Source organism: Rhodoferax sp. GW821-FHT09E07, from assembly GCF_059416145.1.
In genome coordinates this window covers 245922-270452 of sequence record NZ_JBWKOP010000005.1, presented here as the reverse complement: position 1 = coordinate 270452, position 24531 = coordinate 245922, and the positions used below count along the sequence as shown (strand labels likewise).

General features: G+C 63.9%; 23 protein-coding genes. 2 read left to right on the top strand and 21 right to left on the bottom strand.

All coding sequences use genetic code 11. From position 1 onward, the window contains the following. Positions 1 to 33: 33 nt before the first annotated feature. Together ruvC and AC07OE_RS11770 are read left to right on the top strand one after the other, a co-directional pair. Complete coding sequence (gene ruvC / locus AC07OE_RS11775) at positions 34 to 582, top strand: crossover junction endodeoxyribonuclease RuvC (RefSeq protein WP_495070748.1); 549 nt, start codon at positions 34 to 36, stop codon at positions 580 to 582. Positions 583 to 684: 102 nt separating this feature from the next. After that, positions 685 to 1455: a substrate-binding periplasmic protein gene (locus tag AC07OE_RS11770; protein WP_495070747.1), complete on the top strand. Its 771-nt coding sequence runs from the start codon at positions 685 to 687 to the stop codon at positions 1453 to 1455. Positions 1456 to 1482: 27 nt separating this feature from the next. Here AC07OE_RS11770 and AC07OE_RS11765 read toward each other — a convergent pair whose 3' ends face one another. The 21 genes from AC07OE_RS11765 to AC07OE_RS11665 all read right to left on the bottom strand — a co-directional run bounded on the left by AC07OE_RS11765 (position 1483) and on the right by AC07OE_RS11665 (position 24518). Then, the gene (locus AC07OE_RS11765) at positions 1483 to 1782 is read right to left on the bottom strand and encodes a flagellar basal body protein (protein WP_495070746.1); all 300 of its coding nucleotides are present in this window, start codon (positions 1780 to 1782) and stop codon (positions 1483 to 1485) included. A 42-nt stretch (positions 1783 to 1824) separates the two neighbouring features. Then, entirely contained in the window at positions 1825 to 2001 is a 177-nt protein-coding gene (locus tag AC07OE_RS11760) for a hypothetical protein (RefSeq protein WP_310340343.1), read from the bottom strand. Between the two features lie 13 nt (positions 2002 to 2014). Further along, positions 2015 to 2938, bottom strand: coding sequence for a UDP-3-O-acyl-N-acetylglucosamine deacetylase (lpxC, locus tag AC07OE_RS11755; protein ID WP_495070745.1), 924 nt, complete (start codon positions 2936 to 2938; stop codon positions 2015 to 2017). Positions 2939 to 2970: 32 nt separating this feature from the next. Further along, positions 2971 to 4212, bottom strand: a complete 1242-nt coding sequence (ftsZ, locus tag AC07OE_RS11750; RefSeq protein WP_495070744.1) for a cell division protein FtsZ — start codon at positions 4210 to 4212, stop codon at positions 2971 to 2973. A gap of 119 nt (positions 4213 to 4331) precedes the next feature. Then, positions 4332 to 5561 carry a cell division protein FtsA gene (gene ftsA, locus AC07OE_RS11745; RefSeq protein WP_310340352.1) on the bottom strand — a complete coding sequence of 410 codons (1230 nt, stop codon included), beginning with the start codon at positions 5559 to 5561 and terminating at the stop codon, positions 4332 to 4334. Positions 5562 to 5587: 26 nt separating this feature from the next. After that, the gene (locus AC07OE_RS11740; protein ID WP_495070743.1) at positions 5588 to 6373 is read right to left on the bottom strand and encodes a cell division protein FtsQ/DivIB; all 786 of its coding nucleotides are present in this window, start codon (positions 6371 to 6373) and stop codon (positions 5588 to 5590) included. Next, positions 6370 to 7326 carry a D-alanine--D-alanine ligase gene (locus AC07OE_RS11735; protein WP_495070742.1) on the bottom strand — a complete coding sequence of 319 codons (957 nt, stop codon included), beginning with the start codon at positions 7324 to 7326 and terminating at the stop codon, positions 6370 to 6372. Before AC07OE_RS11735 ends, AC07OE_RS11740 begins: the two co-directional genes overlap by 4 nt. A gap of 5 nt (positions 7327 to 7331) precedes the next feature. Beyond that, a complete protein-coding gene (gene murC / locus AC07OE_RS11730; protein WP_495070741.1) occupies positions 7332 to 8759 on the bottom strand; it encodes a UDP-N-acetylmuramate--L-alanine ligase in 1428 nt (475 codons plus the stop codon). Further along, on the bottom strand, positions 8756 to 9820 hold the full coding sequence (gene murG, locus AC07OE_RS11725) for an undecaprenyldiphospho-muramoylpentapeptide beta-N-acetylglucosaminyltransferase (RefSeq protein ID WP_495070740.1): 1065 nt from the start codon (positions 9818 to 9820) through the stop codon (positions 8756 to 8758). The genes murC and murG overlap by 4 nt, the downstream gene beginning before the upstream one ends. Next, positions 9817 to 11076 (bottom strand): putative lipid II flippase FtsW, encoded by a 1260-nt coding sequence (gene ftsW / locus AC07OE_RS11720; protein ID WP_495070739.1) that lies wholly within the window; start codon positions 11074 to 11076, stop codon positions 9817 to 9819. The genes murG and ftsW overlap by 4 nt, the downstream gene beginning before the upstream one ends. After that, positions 11073 to 12977: a UDP-N-acetylmuramoyl-L-alanine--D-glutamate ligase gene (gene murD / locus AC07OE_RS11715; RefSeq protein ID WP_495070738.1), complete on the bottom strand. Its 1905-nt coding sequence runs from the start codon at positions 12975 to 12977 to the stop codon at positions 11073 to 11075. The genes ftsW and murD overlap by 4 nt, the downstream gene beginning before the upstream one ends. Next, positions 12974 to 14152: a phospho-N-acetylmuramoyl-pentapeptide-transferase gene (gene mraY, locus AC07OE_RS11710; RefSeq protein WP_495070737.1), complete on the bottom strand. Its 1179-nt coding sequence runs from the start codon at positions 14150 to 14152 to the stop codon at positions 12974 to 12976. Before mraY ends, murD begins: the two co-directional genes overlap by 4 nt. A gap of 18 nt (positions 14153 to 14170) precedes the next feature. Next, the gene (locus AC07OE_RS11705; RefSeq protein WP_495070913.1) at positions 14171 to 15577 is read right to left on the bottom strand and encodes a UDP-N-acetylmuramoyl-tripeptide--D-alanyl-D-alanine ligase; all 1407 of its coding nucleotides are present in this window, start codon (positions 15575 to 15577) and stop codon (positions 14171 to 14173) included. Positions 15578 to 15582: 5 nt separating this feature from the next. Further along, positions 15583 to 17061, bottom strand: a complete 1479-nt coding sequence (locus tag AC07OE_RS11700; RefSeq protein ID WP_495070736.1) for a UDP-N-acetylmuramoyl-L-alanyl-D-glutamate--2,6-diaminopimelate ligase — start codon at positions 17059 to 17061, stop codon at positions 15583 to 15585. After that, the gene (locus AC07OE_RS11695; protein ID WP_495070735.1) at positions 17061 to 18806 is read right to left on the bottom strand and encodes a peptidoglycan D,D-transpeptidase FtsI family protein; all 1746 of its coding nucleotides are present in this window, start codon (positions 18804 to 18806) and stop codon (positions 17061 to 17063) included. The genes AC07OE_RS11700 and AC07OE_RS11695 overlap by 1 nt, the downstream gene beginning before the upstream one ends. Next, positions 18803 to 19123, bottom strand: coding sequence for a cell division protein FtsL (gene ftsL, locus AC07OE_RS11690; RefSeq protein WP_495070734.1), 321 nt, complete (start codon positions 19121 to 19123; stop codon positions 18803 to 18805). Before ftsL ends, AC07OE_RS11695 begins: the two co-directional genes overlap by 4 nt. After that, positions 19120 to 20055, bottom strand: coding sequence for a 16S rRNA (cytosine(1402)-N(4))-methyltransferase RsmH (gene rsmH / locus AC07OE_RS11685; RefSeq protein ID WP_495070733.1), 936 nt, complete (start codon positions 20053 to 20055; stop codon positions 19120 to 19122). The genes ftsL and rsmH overlap by 4 nt, the downstream gene beginning before the upstream one ends. 9 nt (positions 20056 to 20064) lie before the next feature. Next, positions 20065 to 20493 carry a division/cell wall cluster transcriptional repressor MraZ gene (gene mraZ, locus AC07OE_RS11680; protein ID WP_094482051.1) on the bottom strand — a complete coding sequence of 143 codons (429 nt, stop codon included), beginning with the start codon at positions 20491 to 20493 and terminating at the stop codon, positions 20065 to 20067. 264 nt (positions 20494 to 20757) lie between these two features. Next, entirely contained in the window at positions 20758 to 22092 is a 1335-nt protein-coding gene (hslU, locus tag AC07OE_RS11675) for an ATP-dependent protease ATPase subunit HslU (protein WP_495070732.1), read from the bottom strand. 4 nt (positions 22093 to 22096) lie between these two features. Next, positions 22097 to 22642, bottom strand: a complete 546-nt coding sequence (gene hslV / locus AC07OE_RS11670; protein ID WP_495070731.1) for an ATP-dependent protease subunit HslV — start codon at positions 22640 to 22642, stop codon at positions 22097 to 22099. A gap of 61 nt (positions 22643 to 22703) precedes the next feature. Then, on the bottom strand, positions 22704 to 24518 hold the full coding sequence (locus tag AC07OE_RS11665) for an STAS domain-containing protein (RefSeq protein ID WP_495070730.1): 1815 nt from the start codon (positions 24516 to 24518) through the stop codon (positions 22704 to 22706). Positions 24519 to 24531 lie beyond the last annotated feature (13 nt).

Sequence of the window (24531 nt, the reverse complement as noted above, 5' to 3'; positions counted from 1 at the left end):
GGAATCTGCGCAAGCAGCTCCTGAATTCATAGCATGCGAATTCTTGGCATTGACCCCGGCCTGCGCACCACCGGCTTTGGCGTGGTGGATGTGGTGGGTGCCGACGTGCGCTATGTGGCCAGCGGCACCATCGGTACCCAGCACCTGGACACGCGCGCCCTGCCCGAGCGCCTGAAGGTGCTGTTTGACGGCATTGGCGAGGTAGTGCAGCGCTACCAGCCCACCTGCGCCTCCATCGAAATCGTCTTCGTCAACGTCAACCCGCAGTCCACCCTGCTGCTGGGCCAAGCACGCGGCGCACTGATCACAGCGCTGGTCACGGCCAACCTGCCGGTAGCGGAATACACCGCGCTGCAAATGAAGCAAGCTGTGGCCGGCCATGGCCGCGCGCACAAGGACCAGATCCAGGAGATGGTGAAGCGCCTGCTGGGCCTACCCGGCCTGCCGGGGCCCGACGCGGCCGACGCGCTGGGCTTGGCCATCACCCACGCGCACGCGGGCAAGGCCATGGCCAGGTTGGCCGCCGCAGACAGCCTGGGCGGCAACGGCAAATCGTCATACCGCGCCGGGCGAAGCCACTGACAACGGGATAAACCGCGCCCCACACAACCCCGTGTTTCCGCTAAGCGCCGTGTCAGACAAGGTTTGTAAGATACTTTTACAAATTACACGCTTTGCCGTTCCATGCTGACCACCGCTCCCCGCGCGCTTGCCATCCGGCTGCGTGCCGCCATCACGGCACTGCTCCTGATCTCGCCCCTGTTGGCGCAAGCCGCCGCCGATCTGGTGGCCTATACCGAAGAATGGCCGCCCTACAACTACCAGGAGAACGCCGAGGTCAAGGGCATCTCTTCGGATGTGCTGCGCGCTGCCTGCGAGATCGCGCAGCTGCACTGCAGCCTGCACCTCGTGCCGTGGGCCCGCGCCCACAAGATCGTGAGCAACACCCCCAACACCGTGCTCTACACCACCGCCCGCAAGCCCTCGCGTGAAGCCCTGTTTGCGTGGGTGGGCCCCATCCTGCCGCGCAGCACCTGGATCTATACCAAGGCCGAGCACGGTCTGGCACTGAAAGACCCCAAAGACCTGGCCAACTCGCGCGTGGGCGTGGTGCGCGAAGAAGCCGCGCAGGCCGACCTGCTGCAGGCCGGCGTGCCTGCGACCGCGCTGGTTGAGGAAAGCTCCAACGCTGCAGTGCTGCGCATGCTGTTGGGCGACATGGTCGACGCGATGGTGGACACGGAAATTGGCATGGCCTGGAACCTGCGCAGCATGGGCCGCCCGGCCAGCAGTGTGAGCAAGCAGTTGAAACTCAGCGAAGACGGGGCGTACTACTTTGCGCTCAGCCTCAAGTCCGATCCCGCCAAGGTGCGCAAGCTGCAAGCAGCAGTGGACAAACTCAAGCGGGATGGACGCCTGGAGGCGATTGTGCGCAACTACGAACCCGGCATGTAGCGCCTGGCCCTGCGGCGCAGAGGGAGTTCAGGCTTTGGTGTCCAGCAAGGCACCAGCCATCTTGTTGCTGGTTTTGAAGACGGCCAGGTTGGCCATGAAGCTGTGCTTGGCCTGCAACTGCGACACCACATCAGTCTCCAGCGCATTGCCCGCGGCCTCCGCTCGCCGCACGGACGCCTTGACGCCGCCACCGGACTGCTCGGTCTGCACGGTTTCCTGGCGTTTGAAACCCTCAGTAGCCAGGTTGGCCACGTTGTGGGCGGTGGTATCGAGCTTGGTTTGGGCCGCGTTCATGCCCGAGAGGGCAATCGAAGACAAGGAGTTCATGGGGCAATCCTTTCGCAGCGGGGCCAGAAGCGGCTAGCTGTATTATGCAACCCGCTCCAGAATCAGCACGGTGAAAAATCCCCCTGCGGCCAGCAGGGTCCATTTCAGGGTTGTCCAGCCGTAGCGCTTGAAGCGCGGATGCCCGGTGCCCACATAGAAGGCAAAGCAGACCGCTGCGCCCAACAGGCACAGCATGATCAACCAGCGGAACAGCAGCATGGTGAGCGGGTACTTACCAAGCCCGGGCGGGCTGGGCAAAGCCCACGGGGGCCTGCTTCACGTCTTCGAAGGTCACCACCTCCCAGCATTCGGGATGGGCCTGCAGCTCGCGCAGCAGCTTGTTGTTCAGCGCATGGCCCGAGCGGCGTGCGCTGTAGGCGGCCAGCAAGGGCTTGCCCACGATGTAGAGGTCGCCCATGGCATCCAGGATCTTGTGCTTGACGAACTCGTCGTCGTAGCGCAGCCCGTCGGCGTTGAGCACCTTGTAGTCATCCATCACGATGGCGTTGTCCAGACCGCCCCCCAGGGCCAGGCCGTTGGAGCGCATCATCTCCACGTCTTTGGTGAAGCCAAAGGTGCGGGCCCGCGCAATGTCGCGCGAATACGAGCCCGTGCTGAGGTCAAACTCCACGCGCTGGCCGGTGGAATCCACCGCAGGATGGTTGAAGTCGATCTCGAAGCTCAGCTTGTAGCCGTGGTACGGGTCCAGTCGCGCCCATTTCTCAGAAGGGCCACTGCCCTCGCGCACTTCCACCGGCTTGGTCAGGCGGATGAAGCGGCGCGGCGCGTTCTGCATCTCAATGCCCGCACTCTGCAGCAGGAACACGAAAGAGGCAGCCGAACCGTCGAGGATGGGGATTTCCTCGGCCGTGATGTCCACAAACAGGTTGTCCACCCCCAGGCCGGCACAGGCCGACATCAGGTGTTCCACCGTGTGCACCTTGGCATTGCCGCAGGACAGCGTGGACGCCAGGCGCGTGTCGGTCACCGCCTCGGCCGAGACCACAATGTCCGGCGCATTCGGCAAATCCACCCGGCGAAACACGATGCCCGTATCCGGCGCCGCAGGTCGCAGTGTGATTTCCACACGCTGGCCGCTGTGCAGGCCCACGCCAACGGCGCGGGTCAGGGATTTGAGGGTTCGTTGTTTCAGCACAGGCTGGATTTTACCGGGGCGCCAAATCACCTTCAGTCCGCTTGCTTGCGCAGGAACGCAGGGATTTCGTAGTCATCCATGCCGCCGCTGGACAGCGCGTCGACCTTGGCCGCCGCTTGCGTGCGGTTGGTGCGCCATACGCTGGGAGTGGCCATGCTGCCGTAATCGGGCTGGGCCACACCTGCGCTCGCGCCACCCAGGGCCGTTGCCGCGCCAGAAGGCTGGGCAATGGTGTTGAGCGTGGGCACATGGAAAGGCACGTTGTCGGTACCGGTGCGCAGCACCTGCAGCGGAGGGGCCGTGCGACGCGCGCCCTGGCGGCTCAAACCGGTGGCCACCACGGTCACGCGGATTTCCTCGCCCAGCGAGTCGTCGTAGGCGGTGCCGTAAATCACGTGCGCATCGGGCGATGCGTAGGCGCGGATGGTGTTCATCGCCAGCTTGGACTCGGACAGCTTCAGGCTGCCCTTGGCCGCAGTGATCAGCACCAGCACGCCCTTGGCCCCCGACAGGTCGATACCTTCGAGCAGCGGGCAGGCCACGGCCTGTTCGGCGGCAATGCGGGCGCGGTCCGGCCCCTTGGCCACGGCGGTACCCATCATGGCCTTGCCAGGCTCGCCCATCACGGTGCGCACGTCTTCGAAGTCGACGTTCACGTGGCCGGGAACGTTGATGATTTCGGCAATGCCGCCTACGGCGTTCTTCAGCACGTCGTTGGCATGGGCAAAGGCTTCGTCCTGGCTGACGTCATCGCCCAGCACTTCCAGCAGCTTTTCGTTCAGCACCACAATCAGCGAGTCGACGTTGGCTTCCAGTTCGGCCAGACCGGCATCGGCATTGGTCATGCGGCGGCCGCCTTCAAAGTCGAAGGGCTTGGTCACCACGCCCACCGTCAGGATGCCCATTTCCTTGGCCACACGTGCGATCACGGGCGCAGCGCCGGTGCCGGTGCCACCGCCCATGCCGGCGGTGATGAACAGCATGTGCGCGCCTTCGATGGCGGTGCGGATGTCGGCCTCGGCCTGGTCGGCGGCCTCGCGGCCCTTGTCGGGCTTGCTGCCAGCGCCCAGACCGCTGCCACCCAGCTGGATGGTCTTGTGGGCGGTGCTGCGGGACAGGGCCTGCGCATCCGTGTTGGCGCAGATGAATTCCACGCCGCCCACTGCCGTCTGGATCATGTGCTCGACAGCGTTGCCGCCGCCACCGCCCACACCGATGACCTTGATTTGGGTGCCTTGGTTGAACGCTTCTTCTTCGATCATTTCGATGGCCATGTTGTTACTCCTGAAAAACTATTTGAATGAATGAAAACTGGTGAAAACTGGGGTTGGGAGGTACGTGTTCATTTATGAAGGCGGACTCCCCCGTGCGAGCCAAAGTCTGTGTTTCATGGTTAGAAGTTCCCCACGAACCAGTCCTTGACGGAACCGAATGCTGTTTTCATCGAACCGGCTTTCTGCGCCACCTTGTAGCCGCGCATGCGGGCCAGGCGGGCTTCTTCCAGCAGGCCCATGACGGTGGCCGCACGGGGCTGCGCCACCATGTCGGCCAACGCGCTGTTGTATTTGGGGATGCCGCGGCGCACGGGTTTGAGGAAGATGTCCTCGCCCAGCTCGACCATGCCCGGCATGATGCAGCTGCCACCTGTGAGCACAATGCCCGACGACAACACTTCTTCGTAGCCCGACTCGCGCATCACCTGGTTCACCAGGCTGAAGATTTCCTCGATACGCGGCTCGATCACGCCGGCCAGCGCCTGGCGGCTCAGCATGCGCGGACCGCGGTCGCCCAGACCGGGCACCTCCACTTGGGTTTCGGGGTCCACCAGCAGCTGCTTGGCGTGACCGCTTTCGACCTTGATGTCCTCGGCGTCTTTGGTGGGCGTGCGCAGCGCCATCGCAATGTCGCTGGTGATCAGGTCACCGGCAATCGGGATCACTGCGGTATGGCGGATGGCGCCGTTGGTGAAGATCGCCACGTCGGTGGTACCGGCGCCAATGTCCACCAGCGCCACGCCGAGCTCGCGTTCGTCCTCGGTCAACACGGACAGCGAAGATGCCAGCGGATTCAGCATGAGCTGCTCCACCTCCAGGCCGCAACGGCGCACGCATTTGATGATGTTTTCGGCCGCACTCTGCGCACCGGTCACGATATGCACCTTGGCTTCCAGGCGGATGCCGCTCATGCCAATGGGCTCGCGCACGTCCTGGCCGTCGATGATGAATTCCTGCGGCTCCACCAGCAGCAGGCGCTGGTCGGTCGAGATGTTGATGGCCTTGGCGGTCTCGACCACGCGGGCCACATCGGCCTGCGTTACTTCGCGGTCTTTCACGGCCACCATGCCGCTGCTGTTGATGCCGCGGATGTGGCTGCCTGTGATGCCGGTGTAGACCCGCGTGATCTTGCAGTCGGCCATCAGCTCCGCCTCTTTCAGGGCTTGCTGGATGCTGGCCACCGTGGCGTCGATGTTGACCACCACACCGCGCTTGAGGCCGTTGCTGGGCGCCACGCCGAAGCCTGCGAGCTTGAGTTCACCACCGGGCATGACCTCGGCCACCACCGCCATGACCTTGGCGGTTCCGATGTCCAGCCCGACGACGAGATCTTTGTATTCTTTAGCCATAGTTACACCTGGTACTTCTGTTATCGCTACTTTTTGGGAGCATCCGCTGCCAGCGTGGTCACGCCGCGCAGCCGGATGGCATACCCGTTCTCATGCCGCAGGTCCGCCGACTCCACGGCCGTCAGCGGCCGTGCATAGCGGGTGGTGACCTGCGTCAGGGTTTTCAAAAAACGGTCCACGCGGGCGGTCACTTCGTCCGCATGGCCACGTCCCAGCTCCAGCACGGCGCCACTGTCCAGGCGGGCACGCCAGCTGCCACGGCCGGTCAGCTCCAGCTGCTCCAAGGGCAGCTCCATCTTGTCGAACTGCGGCGCCAGCACGCGGTACAGCGCCAGCACCTCGGCGCTCTGCCCCTCGGGGCCGTTGAGGCGTGGCAGCGCTTCCTGCTCCACCTCGCCCACGTTGGCCTCGAACACCTCGCCGTAGTTGTTGATGAGCCGCAATTCGGCATCGGCGCCCCAATAGGCCACCGCCTGGTGCTCCTGCAGATCCACGCGCAAGCGGTTGGGAAACTCGCGCCGCACCACCGCATGGCGCACCCAGGGCACGGCTTCGAAGGCGGCGCGCACGCGGGCCAGGTCCACGGTAAAGAAAGTGCCCGAGAGGCCCGGCGCCACATTGGCGCGCAAGGTCAGCGGGTTGTTGTGGTTCATGTCGCCCGTCACGCTGATCCCCTGCAAGTCAAACACCGGCAGGCGCGAGACCCAGCGCCCAGTGGCCACCAACGCCAGGCCGGCAAACGCCAGGAACAGCACCGCAGCGGTGGTGTTCATGAGTTTGACGTCCAGCGGTGTGGCCACAGAGGAGTTCACGCGTGGGCCTTCCCATCGGTGTTGGTGCTTTGCAGCAGGCGCACGCACAGGTCTTCATAGCTGATGCCGGCCGCGCGGGCCGACATGGGCACCAGCGAGTGGCCGGTCATGCCGGGCGAGGTGTTGATCTCCAGCAGGTAGGGGGTGCGGGTCTTCGCATCGATCATCACGTCGGCTCGTGCCCAGCCGCGGCACCCCAGTACCTGGTAGGCCTTGCACACCATGGCCTGGATGGCGTCCTCTTCCCCCGCGGGCAACTCGGCGGGCACCAGGTACTGCGTCACATCGGTGAAGTACTTGTTCTGGTAGTCGTAGTTGCCGTCCGGCGCAACGATGCGGATTACCGGAAGCGCTTCAGGCGCGTCGGTGGGACCCCAAATCGGGCAGGTCACCTCGTCACCCGCAATGAACTGTTCGCACAGCACCACGGCGTCGTGCTGCGAAGCCAAGGCATAGGCCGCATTGCACTGATCGGCGCTCAGCACCTTGGTGAAACCGATGGAAGAACCTTCGCGCGCGGGCTTGACGATCATCGGGGCGCCCAGGGCCGCAAAGGCGGCATGCGTCTGCGCGGCACTGGTGACCTGTTGCCAGGCGGGGGTGGACAGGCCCTCAAAACGCCAGATGCGTTTGGTCATGACCTTGTCCATGGAAATGGCCGAGGCCATGACACCGGAGCCGGTGTAGGGAATGCCCAGCAACTCCAGCGCGCCCTGCACCGTGCCGTCTTCGCCATGGCGGCCATGCAGCGCGATGAAGCAACGGTCGAAGCCCTCGCGCTTGAGCTCATCCAGCGGACGCAGGGACGGGTCGAAGGCATGCGCATCCACGCCCTTGGACAGCAATGCCTTGAGCACACCGCCGCCCGACATGAGCGACACCTCGCGCTCTGCCGAGGAACCGCCCATGAGCACCGCGACTTTTCCGAGTGTTTTTACATCAAATTGGCTCATAGCCCTCATCCACGCTGCGCAAGCAGCTCCTGTTTTTGTAGCATGTCGGCAATCTTCCCGGGGACCGCGCCAATCGACCCGGCGCCCATGCACATCAGCACATCACCGTCGCGCGCGTTGTCGATTGCGGCCTGCGGCATGTCGGCAATGTCGTCCACAAAGATGGGCTCCACCTTGCCGCCAATGCGCAGCGCACGTGCCAGCGAACGGCCGTCTGCAGCCACGATGGGCGCCTCGCCCGCGGCATACACCTCGGCCAGCAGCACGGAGTCGGCGCCTGCGCCAATCACCTTCACAAAGTCTTCAAAGCAGTCGCGCGTGCGCGTGTAGCGATGCGGCTGGAAGGCCAGTACCAGGCGGCGGCCGGGGAAGGCGCCACGCGCGGCGGCCAGCGTGGCGGCCATTTCCACAGGGTGGTGGCCGTAGTCGTCGATGACAGTGACCGTGCCACCTTGCGGTAGGGCCAGGTCGCCATAGCGCTGGAAGCGGCGACCCACACCCTTGAACTCCGCCAGCGCCTTGACCACGGCGGCGTCTGCAATGTTGAGCTCCACCGCCACGGCAATGGCCGACAGCGCGTTGAGCACGTTGTGCAAGCCGGGCAGGTTGAGCACCACGTCCAGGTCGGGCAGCACCACGCCGTTGCGGCGCTGCACGGTGAAGTGCATCTGGCCGCCCACAGCGCGCACGTTGGTGGCACGCACTTGTGCCTCGTCGTTGAAGCCATAGCTGGTAATCGGGCAGGTCACCTGCTCGCAGATCTCGCGCACGGCCGCGTCATCGGTGCAGAGGATGGCCGTGCCGTAGAAGGGCATGCGGTGCAGGAAGTCGACAAAGGCTTTCTTGAGCTTGCCGAAGTCGTGCCCGTAGGTTTCCATGTGGTCCGCGTCGATGTTGGTCACCACGGCCATCACCGGCAACAGGTTCAGGAAGGACGCGTCAGACTCATCCGCCTCCACCACGATGTGGTCGCCGCTGCCCAGGCGCGCATTGGCGCCTGCGCTGTTGAGGCGGCCGCCGATGACAAAGGTGGGGTCCAGCCCGGCCTCGGCCAGCACGCTGGCCACCAGGCTGGTGGTGGTGGTCTTGCCATGGGTGCCAGCAATGGCAATGCCTTGCTTCAAGCGCATGAGTTCGGCCAGCATCAGTGCACGCGGCACGATGGGGATCTTCATCTCGCGGGCACGAATGACTTCAGGGTTGTCGGACTGCACCGCCGTGGAGGTGACCACCGCATCGGCGCCTGCCACGTTGTCGGCCGTATGGCCCACATAGGTGCGAATACCCAGGGCCGCCAGGCGCTGCGTGGTGGCGTTGTCCGCCAGGTCGGAGCCCGAGATGCTGTAGCCCAGGTTGCTGAGTACCTCGGCAATGCCAGACATGCCGGAGCCGCCCACGCCGACGAAATGGATGTGCTTGATCGCGTGCTTCATGTGGCAAGCTCCTCGCAGGCTGCCACCACCGCTTCGGTGGCTTGGAGTTTTTGCATCTTTTTGGCTTCCAGCCCCCGTTGAATCAGTGCGGGGCGCTCTGTTTTTTGTAGCAATTTTGCCAGCACCTCGGGCGTCATATCCGCCTGGGGCAGCAACCAGCCGCCGCCCTGATCGACCAGGAAGCGGGCATTGAAGGTCTGGTGGTCGTCCACCGCGGCAGGGAAGGGCACAAACACCGCCGCAGCACCCACCGCTGCAATTTCAGTCACGGTGCTGGCGCCGGCGCGGCAGATCACCAGGTCGGCATCGGCAAAGGCCTGGGCCGTGTTGTCGATAAACGGCGTGAGCGTGGCCTGCACGCCAGCGGCGGCATAGTTGGCGCGCAGTTCGTCGATCTGCTTCTCGCCGGCCTGGTGCGTCACGACCGGGCGCTGGGCCTCGGGAATCAGCGCGAGGGCCTGCGGCACGACGGTATTGAGCGCACGTGCGCCCAGGCTGCCGCCGACCACCAAGACATTGAGCGGACCAGTGCGGCCAGCAAAGCGGGCTTCGGGTGCGGGCTGGTTCAGGAATTCTGTGCGCAGCGGGTTGCCCACCCACTCGGCCTTGGCCAGCACCTTCGGGAAGGCGGCAAACACGCGGTCGGCCACACCGGCCAGCACCTTGTTGGCCATGCCGGCCACGGAGTTTTGTTCGTGCAGCACCAAAGGCTTGCCGCAGAGCACGCCCATCATGCCGCCGGGGAAGGTGATATAGCCCCCCAGGCCCACCACCACATCGGGCTTCACGCGGCGCACCACCTGCAGGCTTTGCCAGAAGGCGCGCAGCAACTTGAAGGGCAGCAGCGCCAGCGTCTTGAGCCCCTTGCCGCGCACGCCACCAAAGTCCACCAACTCCAGCGGAATGCCACGGGCCGGCACGATGCGGCTCTCCATGCTGCCGGGCGCGCCCAGCCAGTGCACGCGCCAGCCCTTGTCCAACAGGGCTTGCGCCACGGCCAGGCCCGGGAAGATGTGGCCACCCGTGCCACCGGCCATGATGAGTGCGCACTTCTGTGTCATACACGGCCTCCGTGCATCAGCAGCCGGTTCTCGTAGTCCACGCGCAGCACCACGGCAATCGAAATCAGGTTGAGCAGAATGGCCGAGCCGCCATAGCTCATGAGCGGCAGGGTCAGGCCCTTGGTGGGCAGTGCGCCCAGATTTACGCCCATATTGATGAAGGCCTGAAAGCCCATCCAGATGCCCACCCCCTGCGCCACCAGACCGGCGAACACGCGGTCCAACGCAATGGCCTGGCGGCCGATGTGCATGATGCGGCGGGTCAGCCAGAGAAACAGGCCGATCACCACCACCACGCCCACCAGGCCGAACTCTTCACCGATCACGGCCAGCAAGAAGTCGGTATGCGCTTCGGGCAGCCAGTGCAGTTTCTCCACGCTGCCGCCCAGCCCCACGCCGAAGATCTCGCCGCGTCCGATGGCGATCAAGGAGTGCGAGAGCTGGTAGCCCTTGCCCATGGAATAACGCTCGTCCCAGGGGTTGAGATAGGCAAAGATGCGCTCACGCCGCCAGTCCGACAGTGCAATCATGAGCCCGAAGGCGACGACGATGACCGCCGCAATCAAGAAGAACATGCGGGCGTTGACGCCCCCCAGGAACAGGATGCCCATGGCGATCACAGCAATCACCATGAAGGCACCCATGTCGGGCTCGGCCAGCAGCAGCAGGCCGATGATGGCCACGGCCAGCGCCATGGGGGCTACAGCGCGGAAGAAGCGTTCTTTCACCTCCATCTTGCGCACCATGTAGTCGGCCGCGTACAGCAGCACGGCAAACTTCGCCAGTTCGGAGGGCTGGAAGTTCATGATGCCCAGCGAGATCCAGCGGCGCGCGCCGTTCACACCGCGGCCAATGAAAGGCACCAGCACGGCAATCAGCAACACCAGCGACAGCACGAACAGCCAGGGGGCGTACTTCTCCCAGGTTTGCAATGGAATCTGGAACGCAATCAGCGCCGCCACAAACGCCACCACCAGAGAAACCACGTGGCGCGTCAGAAAGTGGGTGTGGGCATAGAGCGCGAACTTGGGGTTGTCCGGCATGGCAATCGATGCCGAATACACCATCACCAGCCCCCACATCAGCAGCGCCACGGTGACCCAGACCAGCGGCTGGTCAAAGCCCTTCACCTGCGCGGGCGTGGGGCTTGTAGCGGCAAACGAGCCGCGCCCGCCCAGGCGCACGGGCAGTGCCCCGGTCGAGGCTTCGGCTTCCGCGCCGAACCAGCCGGCCAGACGTTGGCGCAGCGCGCTCATGCCCTGTGCTCCATGTCCACCCCATTGGCCAGGGCCAGGGCGCGCACCGCGTCGCAGAAGACCTGGGCGCGGTGTTCGTAGTTCTTGAACATGTCAAAGCTGGCGCAGGCCGGCGACATGAGCACCGCATCGCCCGCATGGGCACGCGTGTTGGCCAGGGCCACGGCCGACTCCATCGAATCGGCATCCAGCAGCGGCACCTCGGCCGAGGCAATGGCCTCGCGGATCAGCGGCGCGTCGCGGCCGATGAGCACCACGGCGCGCACATAGCGGGCAATGGGCGCGGCCAGCGGCGTGAAGTCCTGGCCCTTGCCCTCGCCGCCCAGGATCACCACAACCTTGCGGTCGGCACCCAGACCCTGCAGGGCGGCCACGGTGGCGCCCACGTTGGTGCCCTTGCTGTCGTCAAAGAATTCGACCTCGTTGAGGATGCCCACGGGCTCGACGCGATGCGGCTCACCACGGTACTCGCGCAGGCCAAACAGGATGGGGCCCAGCGCGCAGCCCGCTGCGGCGCACAGCGCCAGCGCGGCCAGCGCGTTGCTGGCGTTGTGGCGGCCGCGGATGCGCAGCGCGTCGGCCGGCATCAGGCGCTGGATATGCAGCTCTTCCACATCATCACGGCGCTTCTTGCGCGTCTCGTCGGCTTCCAGCGCACGCACCAGCCAGACCATGCCGTTGACCTCTTCCAGGCCAAAGTCACCGGGGCGCTGCGGCATGTCGCTGCCAAAGGTGGCATGGGCACGTTCCTGGGGGCGCTGCAGCTTCACGCGCACGGGTTCGGGCAACATGGCCATCACGGTGGCGTCATCACGGTTCAGCACCATCAAGCCCTGGCCGAAGATGCGCGCCTTGGCAGCAGCATAGGCTTGCATGCTGCCGTGCCAGTCCAGGTGGTCCTGCGTGACGTTGAGCACTATAGCGGCCGTGGGCTCAAAACCCACCACACCGTCGAGCTGGAAGCTGGAGAGCTCCAGAACCCAGACCTCGGGCAGGGTATTGGCATCCAGATGGCCGCCCAACGTGTCCAGCAGCGTGGGGCCGATGTTGCCGGCGACAGCCACGCGCTTGCCCGCGTGCTCCACCAGCTGGCCGGTCAACGAGGTGACCGTGGTTTTACCATTGGTGCCGGTGATGGCCAGCACGGCGGGGACGTAGGCACGGGCCGTGCGCAGCGCCTGCAGCGCCATCGCATACAGATCCAATTCGCCACCAGCCCTCACACCCTCTGCACCAGCCGCTACCAAAACAGGAGCGATTTCCGCAGGACTCAAACCCGGCGAACGGTACACGGCGCTCAAGTTCTGGCCCTCTACCAGCGCGGCACTGAAGGCGCCCGGCACAAAGCGCACCTGCGGCAGTTCCTGTTGCAGCGTGGCCAATTGGGGCGGCGCCATGCGGGTGTCCGCCACGGTGATCTGGGCCGCACCGGTACGTGCGCACCAGCGGGCCATGGCCAGGCCGGAGGCGCCCAGGCCCAGGATCAGAATATTCTGGCCCACCAGGGGTTCAAAGGGCATTTCGGCCTGTGGCTCGGCCTCTGCAGCGTCCTCGGCCACGGCCGGGGCCTCATCGGCCTGCACCACGGGTTCGGCCTTCTCGGCCTGGGTGTCAGCAAAGATCTGTGCGACAAAGGCCGCTGCATCGGCCGCCGCGGTCAAGGTGGTGGGCAGGCTGCGTGCGTCCTTGGGGACGGGAGCCGGCTCTGCAGGCCGCTCGAGATCCGCTTCTGCCACGGCATCCGCCAGCGGCAGATCCTCGGGCACGTCTGGCAGCACCGCCGACACGTCATGCTCGAGGGGCTCCACGGCCTGCGCCTCAGGCGCAGACGGCTGCACCCCGCCGTCCGGAATGGACGCTGCGGGGTGTTCGCCGGGGAGGTGCTCTTCGTGTTCGTTCATCGCAGTTTCAGGGTGGACAGGCCCACCAGGCACAGCAGCATGGTGATGATCCAGAAGCGGACCACCACCTGGGTTTCTTTCCACCCCGATTTTTCAAAGTGGTGATGCAGCGGCGCCATCTTCAGCAGGCGGCGGCCTTCGCCAAATTTCTTCTTCGTGTACTTGAACCAGGTGACCTGCAACATCACCGACAGGGCCTCGGCCACAAATACGCCGCCCATGATGGCCAGCACGATTTCCTGGCGCACGATGATGGCGATGGTGCCCAAAGCGCCCCCCAGGGCCAGCGCGCCCACATCGCCCATGAACACCTGGGCCGGGTGGGTGTTGAACCACAGGAAGGCCAGGCCGGCACCGGCCATGGCCGAGCAGAAAATCAGCAGTTCACCCGAGCCGGGGATATAGGGAAAGAACAGGTACTTGGAATACACCACACTGCCGGTCACATAGGCAAAGACGCCCAGCGCCGAGCCCACCATCACCACCGGCATGATGGCCAGGCCGTCCAGACCGTCGGTCAGGTTCACCGCATTGCTGGAGCCGACAATCACCAGGTAGGTCAGCACCACAAAGCCGAGCACGCCCAGTGGGTAGCTCACCTCCTTGATGAAGGGCAGCAAGAGACCGGCCTTGGGCGGCAGGTTCACGTCAAAACCCGAGCGCACCCAGTTGAAGAAGAGCTCGATCACACGCAGGTTGGAACTCTCGGAAATGCTGAACACCAGGTACAGCGCTGCCAGCAGGCCGATCAGCGATTGCCAGAAATACTTCTCGCGCGAGCGCATACCCTCGGGATCCTTGTGCACCACCTTGCGCCAGTCGTCGGCCCAGCCAATGGCCCCAAAACCCAGGGTGACCAACAACACAATCCAGACAAAGCGGTTGGACAGATCAGCCCACAGCAAGGTGGAAGTGGCAATGGCCAGCAGGATCAGTACCCCGCCCATAGTGGGCGTGCCACTCTTGCTTAGGTGGGTTTCCATGCCATAGCCGCGAATCGGCTGGCCGATCTTGAGCTCGCGCAGACGGCGGATCACCAGTGGACCTGCCGCCAGACCGATCAACAGCGCCGTCAGAGCAGCCATGACCGCACGGAAGGTGAGGTACTGGAACACGCGGAAAAACCCGAACTCGGGCGACAGGCTTTGCAGCCATTGGGCCAGGCTCAGCAGCATGAAAACTCTCCAAACAGATCAGGCCACATGGGATGCGACCTCCGGGGAAACAGGGGGAGCCGAGAGCGCCTCGACCACGCGCTCCATGCGCATGAAGCGTGAGCCCTTGACCAGCACGCTGGCCACGCGGGGCAACAGGGCCAGTGCGGAATCGTTGAGCTCGTGTACGTCGTTGAAATGGCGGGCTACGGCACAGGTCTGCACCACATGCACGCTGAGCGCGCCCAGCACCAGCACATGGTCGATGCCGCGGGCCTGGGCGTAGGCGCCGGCTTCGGCATGGAATTCGGGGCCCTGCTCGCCCACCTCGCCCATGTCGCCCAGCACCAGCAGGCGCGGGCCCGGCAGGTCAGCCAGCACGTCGATAGCGGCACGCACGGAATCGGGGTTGGCGTTGTAGGTGTCGTCGACCAGCGTGGCGTCCACGGATGCCGCGGACAGCTGCATGGCACGGCAACGCCCCTTGACCGGGAGAAAGGCATTTAGCCCCTGCTCCACCGCGGCCACGGGCACACCGGCCGCCAACGCGCAGGCGGCAGCAGCCAACGAATTTTTCACGTTGTGGCGGCCTGCAATCGCCAACCGGTAGTGCAAGGCACCCTGCGGTGCGCTGGCCTGCACCTGCCAGGCGCCTGCTAGCCACTGGGCCTGCTGACCCACCACCTGGGCGGTGGGCGCGTCGACGGCAAACTGGCTGCTGGCGCGCACACCTGCCAGCCCCTGCCACAGCGGGGTAAAGGCGTCATCAGCGGGGAACACCGCCGTGCCGTCGGTGGGCAGCGACTGAATCACCGACCCGTTTTCCCAAGCCACGGCTTCCACGGTTTGCATGAACTCCAGGTGTTCGCGTTGGGCGTTGTTCACCAGCGCCACGGTGGGTTGCACCATGGCCGCCAGCACCGGGATCTCGCCGCGGTGGTTCATGCCCAGCTCGACCACGGCGATGCGGTGCTCGGCGCGCAAGCGCAGCAACGTCAGGGGAACGCCAATGTCGTTGTTGAAATTGCCCTTGGTCGCCAGGGCCGCACCGTTGGGTGCGTGGGCATCCAGGATGCTGGCCAGCATTTGGGTCACGGTGGTCTTGCCGTTGCTACCGGTCACGGCAATCACGGGCAAGCTGAATTGGGCTCGCCACTGGGTAGCCAGTTGGCCCAGAGCGGTCTTGGTGTCAGCCACTTCCACACGGGGCAGACCGGCGGGGTAGGCGGCTGCGTCCAGGCCCGCATGGCACAGCACCGCTGCCGCACCCTGGGTTTGGGCGTCCTGTAGAAAATCGTTCGCATCAAAGCGCTCGCCGCGCAGTGCCACAAACAAGTCGCCGGGCGCCAGCGTGCGGGTGTCGGTGTGCACACGCTGGATCGTGGTGCTGGCATCGCCCACAACCTTTCCACCCGTCCAAGCAGCCAATTGGGCCAGCGTCATCATGTCGCTCATACGCGCGCCTCCAGCGCTGCGGCCACATGGGCTCGATCGGAAAACGCGTGCTTGGTACCGGCAATGTCCTGTGTGGCTTCATGGCCCTTGCCGGCGACCAAGATCACGTCCTGGGGCTGTGCACCCAGCACCGCCTGGCGAATCGCCTGGGCACGGTCCACTTCCACATCCACCCCCTTGGCCTCGACCATGCCCAGCAAGATTTGGGAGAGGATGGTTTCCGGCTTCTCGCTGCGCGGGTTATCGCTGGTGACCACGACACGGTCCGCCTGCTGCACAGCAATGGCGCCCATCAGGGGCCGCTTGGACGCATCGCGATCGCCGCCACAACCAAACACGCACCAGAGCTGACCACCGCGTTCCCGTGCAATCGGGCGCAGCGCCAGCAGGGCCTGGCCCAGTGCATCGGGGGTGTGTGCATAGTCCACTGCGACCAGAGGGGCATGCGCCCCGCCTAGGCATTCCATGCGCCCGGGCACAGGTTGCAGCGTCGCACACGCCTGGACGGCGGCGTCCAGCGCCACACCCAGGCAGCGCATGGTCGCGATGACGCCCAACAAATTCGAAACGTTGTAGAGGCCCACGGCCTGGGACTGCAGTGTGCAGGTTTGGGCCCCCTCCACCACATCAAACACCATGCCCTGCGCGTTGTGGCGCACGTTGCGCGCCTGCAGGCGCGCGGACTGTTGCACCGAGGTGGTCCATACGTCCAGTGCGCTGTCCGCCAGCTCATCGGCCAGCAGCAGGCCCTGTGGGTCATCGATGTTGAGCACCGCATGCGCCAGGCCGTGCCACGCAAACAGCTTGCGCTTGGCCTGCCAGTAAGTCTGCATGCTTCCGTGGTAGTCCAGGTGGTCTTGGGTGAAATTGGTGAGCACGGCTACGCGCACCGCCATGCCCTGCAGGCGATGCTCCTCAATGCCGATGGACGAAGCCTCGATCGCACAGGCACGCAACCCATCGTCCACAAACCGGCGCAGGGTTTTCTGCAACAACACCGGGTCAGGGGTAGTCAGTCCGGTGGACTCCACGTGGGGGGGGCGACCCACACCCAATGTGCCGATCACGCCGCAAGGCAGTGCCTGGCCGGACGGCAGCGCCGACAAGGCCTGGGCCAACCACCAGGCGGTGCTGGTCTTGCCATTGGTGCCAGTAATCGCCACCATGGCGAGAGCCTGCGAAGGCTCGTCATAAAACGCCGAGGCGATGGCGCCGGTGTCGGCTTTCAGGCCTGCATAGCTGCCCACCGCATCGGTCGGCAGGTCAAACGCAGTGGCACCGTCTTGCTCGACCAAACACGCCAGCGCGCCTTGGGTCAGCGCTTGCGGCACAAAGCGGCGCGCATCCACGGCAGCGCCCGGCCATGCAATAAAGGCATCACCCCCGGTCACGGCGCGGCTGTCGGAAGCCAGGGCCGTGCAACCCTGGCTGCGCAGCCATTGCACCGCATCCAGAGGCGTGCTGAGCGTGTGCATCAGAAGCTCTCCTCCACGGTGTCGGCCTGGATTTGCGGGCGCACGGCCATGTCCGGTTGCACACCCAACATGCGCAGGGTCTGCTGCACCGTTTCGCTGAAGACGGGAGCCGCCACATCGCCACCGAAGTACTTGCCATTGCTGGGCTCGTCCAGCATCACGCCCACAATCACACGCGGCTGGTCGATGGGCGCCATACCCACGAACCAGCTGCGGTATTTGCGGTTGCCATCGGTGCCGTAGCCCTTGCCCACCTGCTTGTAGGCCGTGCCGGACTTGCCGCCGACCGAGTACCCAATGGTCTGCGCCTTGGGGCCGGTCCCGCCAGGGCCGGCTGCCATTTGCAGCATGTGGCGAATCTTGGCTGCAGTCTGCTCCGAGAACACGGGCACGCCCACTGCGGGCTCGCTGGTCTTGAGCAGGGTAGCCGGAATGATGTTGCCCCCGTGCGAAAACACGGTGTAGGAACGCACCATCTGGAACAACGAGGCCGACATGCCGTAGCCATAGGAGATGGTGGCCTGCTCGATGGGGCGCCACGATTTGTAGGGGCGCAGACGGCCGGAAACCGCACCCGGAAATTCGATCTGCGGTTTTTGGCCAAAACCGGCCGCGGAGAAGGTTTGCCACATCTCGCTGGCGGGCATCTGCATGGCGATCTTGGTGGTACCCACGTTGCTGGACACCTGGATCACCTGTTCGACCGTCAGCGCGCCATGCGGGTGTGAATCATGGATGGTCGCTCCTGTGATGGTGACGGAGCCTGGTGCGGTGTCGATGATGGTGGAAGGTTTGACGCGTCCGGTTTCCAAGGCCAGACCCACGGTGAAGGGCTTCATGACCGAGCCGGGCTCAAACGTGTCGGTCAGCGCGCGGTTGCGCAGCTGCGCCCCGGTCAGGTTCTGGCGCTTGTCGGGCGTGTAGCTGGGGTAGTTGGCCAGGGCCAGCACCTCCCCCGTGATCGCATCCATCACCACGACGCTGCCAGCCTTGGCCTTGTTGCTCAACACCGAGTCACGCAACTTCTGGTAGGCAAAGAACTGGATCTTGCTGTCGATGCTGAGCTGCAGATCGCGCCCCGCCACGGGCTGCACCACCTCACCCACGTCTTCCACGGCGCGGCCCAGGCGGTCCTTGATCACATGGCGCATGCCGGGGCGGCCCAGCAGCTCCTTGTTGAACATAAGTTCCACGCCCTCTTGGCCGTTGTCCTCCACATTGGTGAAGCCCACAATGTGGGCGGCGGACTCGCCCTCAGGGTACTGGCGCTTGTATTCCTTGCGCTGGTAAATGCCCTTGATGTTGAGGTCAGCAATTTTTTTGGCGACGTCGGCGTCCACCTGCCGCTTGAGCCAGACGAAAGATTTGTCCTCATCGTCGAGCTTCTTGGACACATCAGCCACGGGCATTTCCAGCAGCTTGGCCAGTTGGGCCAGTTGGCCCTTTTCCAGCTCCACGTCCTCAGGGATAGCCCAGATGCTGGGTGCGGGTACGCTGGAGCCTAGGATCAGGCCATTGCGGTCCAGAATGCGACCGCGGTTGGCAGGCAAGTCGATGGTGCGGGCAAACCGCACCTCGCCCTGGCGCTGGAAGAAGTCATTGGCAAACACCTGGATATAGGCCGCACGCGCCACCAGCCCCGAGAAGCCCAGCGCAATCGCACCCACCACAAACTTGCTGCGCCACACCGGCGTGCGGCTGGCCAACAAGGGGCTGGAGGTGTACTGGATCCCGCGGCGTGTCATTTGCTGCCCTGCCCGGCGGTTGCATTGGTTGCCACACTGGCTGCCGCTTCGGGAGCGCTGTAGGTCACATAGCTGGTGATGGCGGGGGTTACCTGGCGCATTTGCAGCTTCTCGCGCGCCAGGCGCTCCACGCGGGCGGAGGTCGCCTGCTCGCGCTTTTCCACCTGCAGGCGGCCGTACTCTGTCTCCAGGCGGCGCGCGTCAGCGCGGGATTTGTCCAGCTCAGTGAACACGCGACGTGACTCGTACTGCACGCCCACCAAATACAAAGCGCTGGCCACCACGGCCAGCACCAGCACCAGGTTGATGCGCATCATGCCGCCATCCTTTGCGCCACGCGCAAGATGGCACTGCGCGAACGGGGGTTGCCCGCCACCTCGGCGGCACTGGGCTTGATACGGTCCAGCGCCTTGAGCTTCATGACCTTGGGCACGGCAAACGGTGCACGGCGGTCGTACTCTTCCTTGGAGTGCTTGGCGATGAACTGCTTGACGATGCGGTCTTCCAGCGAATGGAAACTGATGACTGCCAGGCGCCCCCCCACTTCCAGCACGTCCAGGCTGGCGTCTAGCGCTTGTTGCAACTCCTCAAGCTCGGCGTTGATGAAAATCCGAAGAGCCTGAAATGTGCGCGTTGCAGGGTTCTGGCCCTGCTCGCGGGTTTTGACCGTGTCAGCCACGAGTTGGGCCAGCTCGGAGGTGGTTGAAATTGGCCCCCGTTCCTGTCGGCGAGCAGCAATCGCCTTTGCAATTGGCCCAGCAAACCGTTCTTCACCATATTCACGTATCACCTCCGCGATTTGATTGATCTCGGCCGTTGCCAGCCACTGGGCCACACTCTCACCGCGCGTGGTGTCCATGCGCATATCCAGAGGACCTTCAAAGCGGAAGCTGAAGCCCCGCTGTGGGTTGTCGATTTGGGGGGAGCTCACGCCCAGGTCCATCAGCACGCCAGCCAGGCTGGCCGCGGGCAACTCCCCCAAATGGGAGAAGCCTTCGTGGCGGATCGAGAAACGGGGGTCGGTGATGCTCGCAGCCTGCGCCACGGCATCGGGGTCGCGGTCAAAGGCCACCAGACGGCCTGCAGGGCTCAGGCGCCCGAGAATGCTGCGCGAATGACCGCCCCGACCAAAGGTGGCATCCACATAGGTGCCATCGGCCGCACCCGCATAGGCCTGCCCGTCGTTGCTGAACAATGCGTCTACTGCTTCGTTCAACAAGACGGTGGTGTGGGTCCAAGGAGCTTCCACCGTCACACCTTAGAAAGAAAAGTCTTTGAAGACATCGGGCATCTCGCCCTGCATGGCCTTGGCCTCTTGGGCGTCGTAGGTGGCCTTGTCCCACAGCTCAAAGTGGTTGCCCATGCCCAGCAGCATGGTGTCTTTGGCGATGCCTGCCGCCTCACGCAGTTCTGGAGACACGAGCACACGCCCGGTGGCGTCCATTTCCACATCCATGGCGTTGCCCAGGAAGATGCGCTTCCACCACTGGGCCGACATGGGCAGGGCCGCAATGCGCTCACGGAACTTCTCCCACTCGGGGCGGGGGAACACCATCAGGCAACCGTGGGGGTGTTTGGTGATCGTGAGTTGGCCGGCCGCCGTCGCGCTCAAGACGTCACGATGCCGGGTCGGTACTGACAACCGACCTTTCGCATCCAGACTGAGAGACGAAGCCCCTTGAAACACGCTACAACACCCTTTTTCTACTGTGACAGCTTGAAATAGCAATTACGCGGCACTTTTCACCACTAAATTGCACTTTTTTGCACTGTATCAGCAAAAGCCATGTTCGCAAGAGGGCTTGCGCGAATTTTTTCCAATGAAATCAAGGACTTAGAAGCGATTTCGCAGGCGACGAACGCCTGAAAATCGTTCTAAATTAAGCACTTAGCGCACCTTATGAAAGTGATGCTTGAAGCGCCGAGTCGAATACCGCCCGTCCGACAGGGGTTACAGGATGTAACGCGAAAGATCCTCGTTCTGGCTGAGCTCGCCCAAACGGGCATCCACATACGTTGCGTCCACCACCACGGTTTGCCCGGCCAATGCCACTGCGTCAAAGCTTACTTCATCGAGCAGACGCTCCATCACCGTAGACAGGCGCCGGGCACCGATGTTTTCCGTGCGCTCGTTCACCTCGAAGGCGATCTGCGCCAGACGTGTGATGCCCTCGGGCGTGAAGGACAAGGTGACTTGCTCGGTTGCCAGCAGTGCCTGGTATTGCTTGACCAGCGAGGCATGGGTTTGTGTAAGGATGGCTTCAAAGTCCTGCACCGAGAGGGACTGCAATTCCACGCGAATCGGAAACCGGCCTTGCAGCTCCGGAATCAGGTCACTGGGCTTGCTCAGGTGGAATGCGCCAGAGGCGACAAACAGAATGTGGTCGGTCTTCACCATGCCATATTTGGTGGACACCGTGGTGCCCTCCACCAGCGGCAACAAGTCCCGCTGCACGCCCTGCCGCGAGACTTCGGCACCGCTGCCTTCGCTGCGAGATGTCACCTTGTCGATCTCGTCAATGAACACAATGCCGCTTTGCTCCAGCAAGTGCAGGGCTTGGCTCTTGATGTCATCTTCGTTGACGAGCTTGGCCGCTTCTTCGTCTACGAGCAGCTTCTGGGCTTCGCTGATTTTCAGTTTGCGGGTCTGCCGTTTGTTCTGACCCAACTGCCCAAACATGCCACGCAACTGCTCGGTCATTTCCTCCATGCCGGCCGGCCCCATGACCTCCAGCTGGGGCGCGGGGGCCACTACGTCAATTTCAATCTCACGGTCCGCCAGAGCACCCTCGCGCAGCTTTTTACGAAAGGTCTGACGAGCAGTGCTTTCCGGTGCATCCGCAGCCGCCGCGAAACCAAATTCCGTGCGTGGCGGTGGCACCAGGATGTCCAGAATGCGCTCCTCCGCCGCGTCCGCAGCGCGTTCGCGCACCTTGGCTTTTTCGCCTTCGCGGGTTTGCTTGACGGCAATGTCCGCGAGGTCACGAATGATGGAATCCACGTCCTTGCCCACATAGCCCACCTCGGTGAACTTGGTGGCCTCCACCTTGATGAAGGGAGCATCCGCCAGGCGCGCCAGGCGACGGGCGATCTCAGTCTTGCCCACACCGGTGGGACCAATCATCAAGATGTTCTTGGGCGTGATTTCGCTGCGCAGCGCAACATCCACCATCTGCCGGCGCCAGCGATTGCGCAGGGCAATAGCCACGGCGCGTTTGGCCTGAGCCTGCCCAACGATGTGTTTATCAAGTTCGGCAACGATGTCTTGGGGAGAAAGGGAATGCATGGTCTCAAAGCGTTTCAATGGTGTGGTGCATATTGGTGTAGATGCACAACTCGCCGGCAATTTCCAGCGAGCGTTTCACGATGTCTGCGGCGGGCATTTCGGTGTGCTGCAGCAGCGCCACCGCAGACGCTTGCGCGTAGGCGCCACCCGAACCAATGGTCACAATACCGTTCTCGGGCTCCAGGACGTCCCCATTGCCGGTGATGATCAGGGACGCGTCCTTGTCAGCCACGGCCAGCATGGCCTCCAAGCGGCGCAATACACGGTCGGTGCGCCAGTCTTTAGTCAGTTCGATGGCTGCGCGTACCAAGTGCCCCTGGTGCTTGTCCAGCTTGGCCTCGAAGCGCTCAAAAAGAGTGAAGGCATCGGCCGTGGCACCGGCAAAACCCGCCAACACCTTGCCATGGTGCAGCTTGCGCACCTTGCGGGCTGAGCCCTTGACGACGATATTGCCCAAGGTGACTTGCCCATCCCCGCCGATGGCGACCTGGTCGCCCTGCGGAGTTTTGCGGCGAACGCTGATGATGGTGGTGCCGTGAAATTGTTCCATGCTGTCTGACATGCGGTGGTTGGCGCCAATTTCAAGCCGCAGCAGCAGCCACGGCCCTTACTCAAATGGCGCGTGGGATGACACGGGCATGCTCATTGATGCCGATGACGTTGAAAAAGGCGGCCACCAAACGGTGTACGTCCTGGAACTGCACAAGGCAGCCCTCCGACTCGCGCATGGCCACCCAATTGAGAATACTGCCCGCGGCCGAAAAGTCTACGCGGATCAGATGCCGGCAGGACACCGCAATACGGCCGCCGTCTTCGCGGGCAGCATCCAGCCCTGCCAAGGCCTGCGTCGCATCGCCCAGCACATCGCCGCGCAGCTCCAGCCCGGCAACCTGCGGGTTGTCCAGGCCCATGGGGACGGTCGCGGCCTCAAAGCCACGCCCGCCGTCCGGTGCAGCAGGGCTGCCAGCGGAAGAACTACCGCCCACTGCCGCGTAGGTGCACTGTGCGGGCTCCCATGCCGGCGGAGAGACCTCATACGTCACGCAATAGTCCAGCGCGACCAACTCAAATTCGTCGAGCATTTCCATCGCGCGCAATGCGTTCAGGCGTACCCCCCACCAGTCTGCGTCTACGCTGCGATCGCCGGAAGGCGTGATGCTACGCAAGGCTTGAACCAGACTATCGGCACCACTGAAGCCCAGCGATACCGGTTCGTCACAGAGGCTGGCAAAGAGCCCCCCCAACAAAGGCATGGCCTGGGGATCGATACGTGTCAGGCGGGACCAGCCTATGACCCAGGGCGGCGGCTGGAAGGACATGGCATCGCGCAGATCTTCCATGGCCTGTACGGTGAGCTCTGCAGGACTATGCCAGATGGCATCGACCTGGGCATCGGCCGGTGATGCAGCCAAGGGGGCTGACGACGTAAGGCTCGCGTTCTGCGTGGCACTTGGCAAAGATTCCCAACTGGGAATGGCCGTACCCCACCATTGGGCAAACTCCACCACCGCCCAATCGAAGCGCTCGCGGTTGTTGGTCGCCCGGTACAAATCCAGCAACGCGGCGGCCCACGACAAAGCCACGTCCGGCACCGGTGCATTGCCGCGCAAGGCCATCAGCAACCCGCTTTCTGCACCGCCATCGTCCCCATTGGCGAAGCGGATGGCCGCCTCTTCCAGCTCGGGATCGGTCGCCATGTCATCCACCTCAATGGCAAACAGCTTGGACGTGGAGAACGACAGGTCCGAGTTTTCATCCCCGGTCAAACCCTGCCCCGCCGGTGGCATGGGCATCGGAGTCCGCGTGCGAGGCACCGCATGCAGGGGTACATGGGACGACATGGGAGGTGGCATGCCCGCCCCCATTTCGGTCGGGGCGTACTCCGAAAGCTGGCCGCTGGGCGGGTTGGATCCGAGGTCCGAAGACTCTGTGGCCTCAAAATGGGACGACAGTGTGGCAGGCACCGTGGGCGCAGACCCCGGATGCGGCTGCATGGGCAAGGACAGGTCAGCAGAAGCGCCAGCGTCTGGAACGGCAGAGACGCCATTGGCCGCAGAGGCGGCAGCATCCTGCTTGCCCTTCCACCACTGCTTGGACATCTGTGCCTCGATCTCGTCGATTTTCTTCAACGTGACGGCGCGGCCATCCGGATCGGTGGGAATACTGGTCTGGAAAAACGAGGGGCGTGCCAGCCCTGCGGCGGCAGACGGATCACGGTTGCGCAGCTTGCGCAACTGGTCGAATTCGCGCTTGCGAACAAAATCGTTTTGCCGCTTGCGTTCGATCATGGCCTTCAGGGCCTGCTTGTCATAGCCACTTTCCTGCTCTGGCTCGGTTCGGTCCAGTTCCGACCAGTCTTTGGTCGGGTTGCGGACAAACATCGCCACCTTGGACAACAAACCGGGTCGATCGTCTTTGGTCGCCATAGAGTAATGAAAA

Excerpts from the sequence above, each read along its gene's own strand:
- ruvC (WP_495070748.1), top strand. The coding sequence starts at position 34 with ATGCGAATTCTTGGCATTGACCCCGGCCTGCGCACCACCGGCTTTGGC.
- AC07OE_RS11770 (WP_495070747.1), top strand. The coding sequence starts at position 685 with ATGCTGACCACCGCTCCCCGCGCGCTTGCCATCCGGCTGCGTGCCGCC.
- AC07OE_RS11765 (WP_495070746.1), bottom strand. The coding sequence starts at position 1,782 with ATGAACTCCTTGTCTTCGATTGCCCTCTCGGGCATGAACGCGGCCCAA.
- AC07OE_RS11760 (WP_310340343.1), bottom strand. The coding sequence starts at position 2,001 with ATGCTGCTGTTCCGCTGGTTGATCATGCTGTGCCTGTTGGGCGCAGCG.
- ftsZ (WP_495070744.1), bottom strand. The coding sequence starts at position 4,212 with ATGGCCATCGAAATGATCGAAGAAGAAGCGTTCAACCAAGGCACCCAA.
- ftsA (WP_310340352.1), bottom strand. The coding sequence starts at position 5,561 with ATGGCTAAAGAATACAAAGATCTCGTCGTCGGGCTGGACATCGGAACC.
- AC07OE_RS11735 (WP_495070742.1), bottom strand. The coding sequence starts at position 7,326 with ATGAGCCAATTTGATGTAAAAACACTCGGAAAAGTCGCGGTGCTCATG.
- murC (WP_495070741.1), bottom strand. The coding sequence starts at position 8,759 with ATGAAGCACGCGATCAAGCACATCCATTTCGTCGGCGTGGGCGGCTCC.
- murG (WP_495070740.1), bottom strand. The coding sequence starts at position 9,820 with ATGACACAGAAGTGCGCACTCATCATGGCCGGTGGCACGGGTGGCCAC.
- ftsW (WP_495070739.1), bottom strand. The coding sequence starts at position 11,076 with ATGAGCGCGCTGCGCCAACGTCTGGCCGGCTGGTTCGGCGCGGAAGCC.
- murD (WP_495070738.1), bottom strand. The coding sequence starts at position 12,977 with ATGAACGAACACGAAGAGCACCTCCCCGGCGAACACCCCGCAGCGTCC.
- mraY (WP_495070737.1), bottom strand. The coding sequence starts at position 14,152 with ATGCTGCTGAGCCTGGCCCAATGGCTGCAAAGCCTGTCGCCCGAGTTC.
- AC07OE_RS11705 (WP_495070913.1), bottom strand. The coding sequence starts at position 15,577 with ATGATGACGCTGGCCCAATTGGCTGCTTGGACGGGTGGAAAGGTTGTG.
- AC07OE_RS11700 (WP_495070736.1), bottom strand. The coding sequence starts at position 17,061 with ATGCACACGCTCAGCACGCCTCTGGATGCGGTGCAATGGCTGCGCAGC.
- AC07OE_RS11695 (WP_495070735.1), bottom strand. The coding sequence starts at position 18,806 with ATGACACGCCGCGGGATCCAGTACACCTCCAGCCCCTTGTTGGCCAGC.
- ftsL (WP_495070734.1), bottom strand. The coding sequence starts at position 19,123 with ATGATGCGCATCAACCTGGTGCTGGTGCTGGCCGTGGTGGCCAGCGCT.
- hslU (WP_495070732.1), bottom strand. The coding sequence starts at position 22,092 with ATGCATTCCCTTTCTCCCCAAGACATCGTTGCCGAACTTGATAAACAC.
- hslV (WP_495070731.1), bottom strand. The coding sequence starts at position 22,642 with ATGGAACAATTTCACGGCACCACCATCATCAGCGTTCGCCGCAAAACT.
- AC07OE_RS11665 (WP_495070730.1), bottom strand. The coding sequence starts at position 24,518 with ATGGCGACCAAAGACGATCGACCCGGTTTGTTGTCCAAGGTGGCGATG.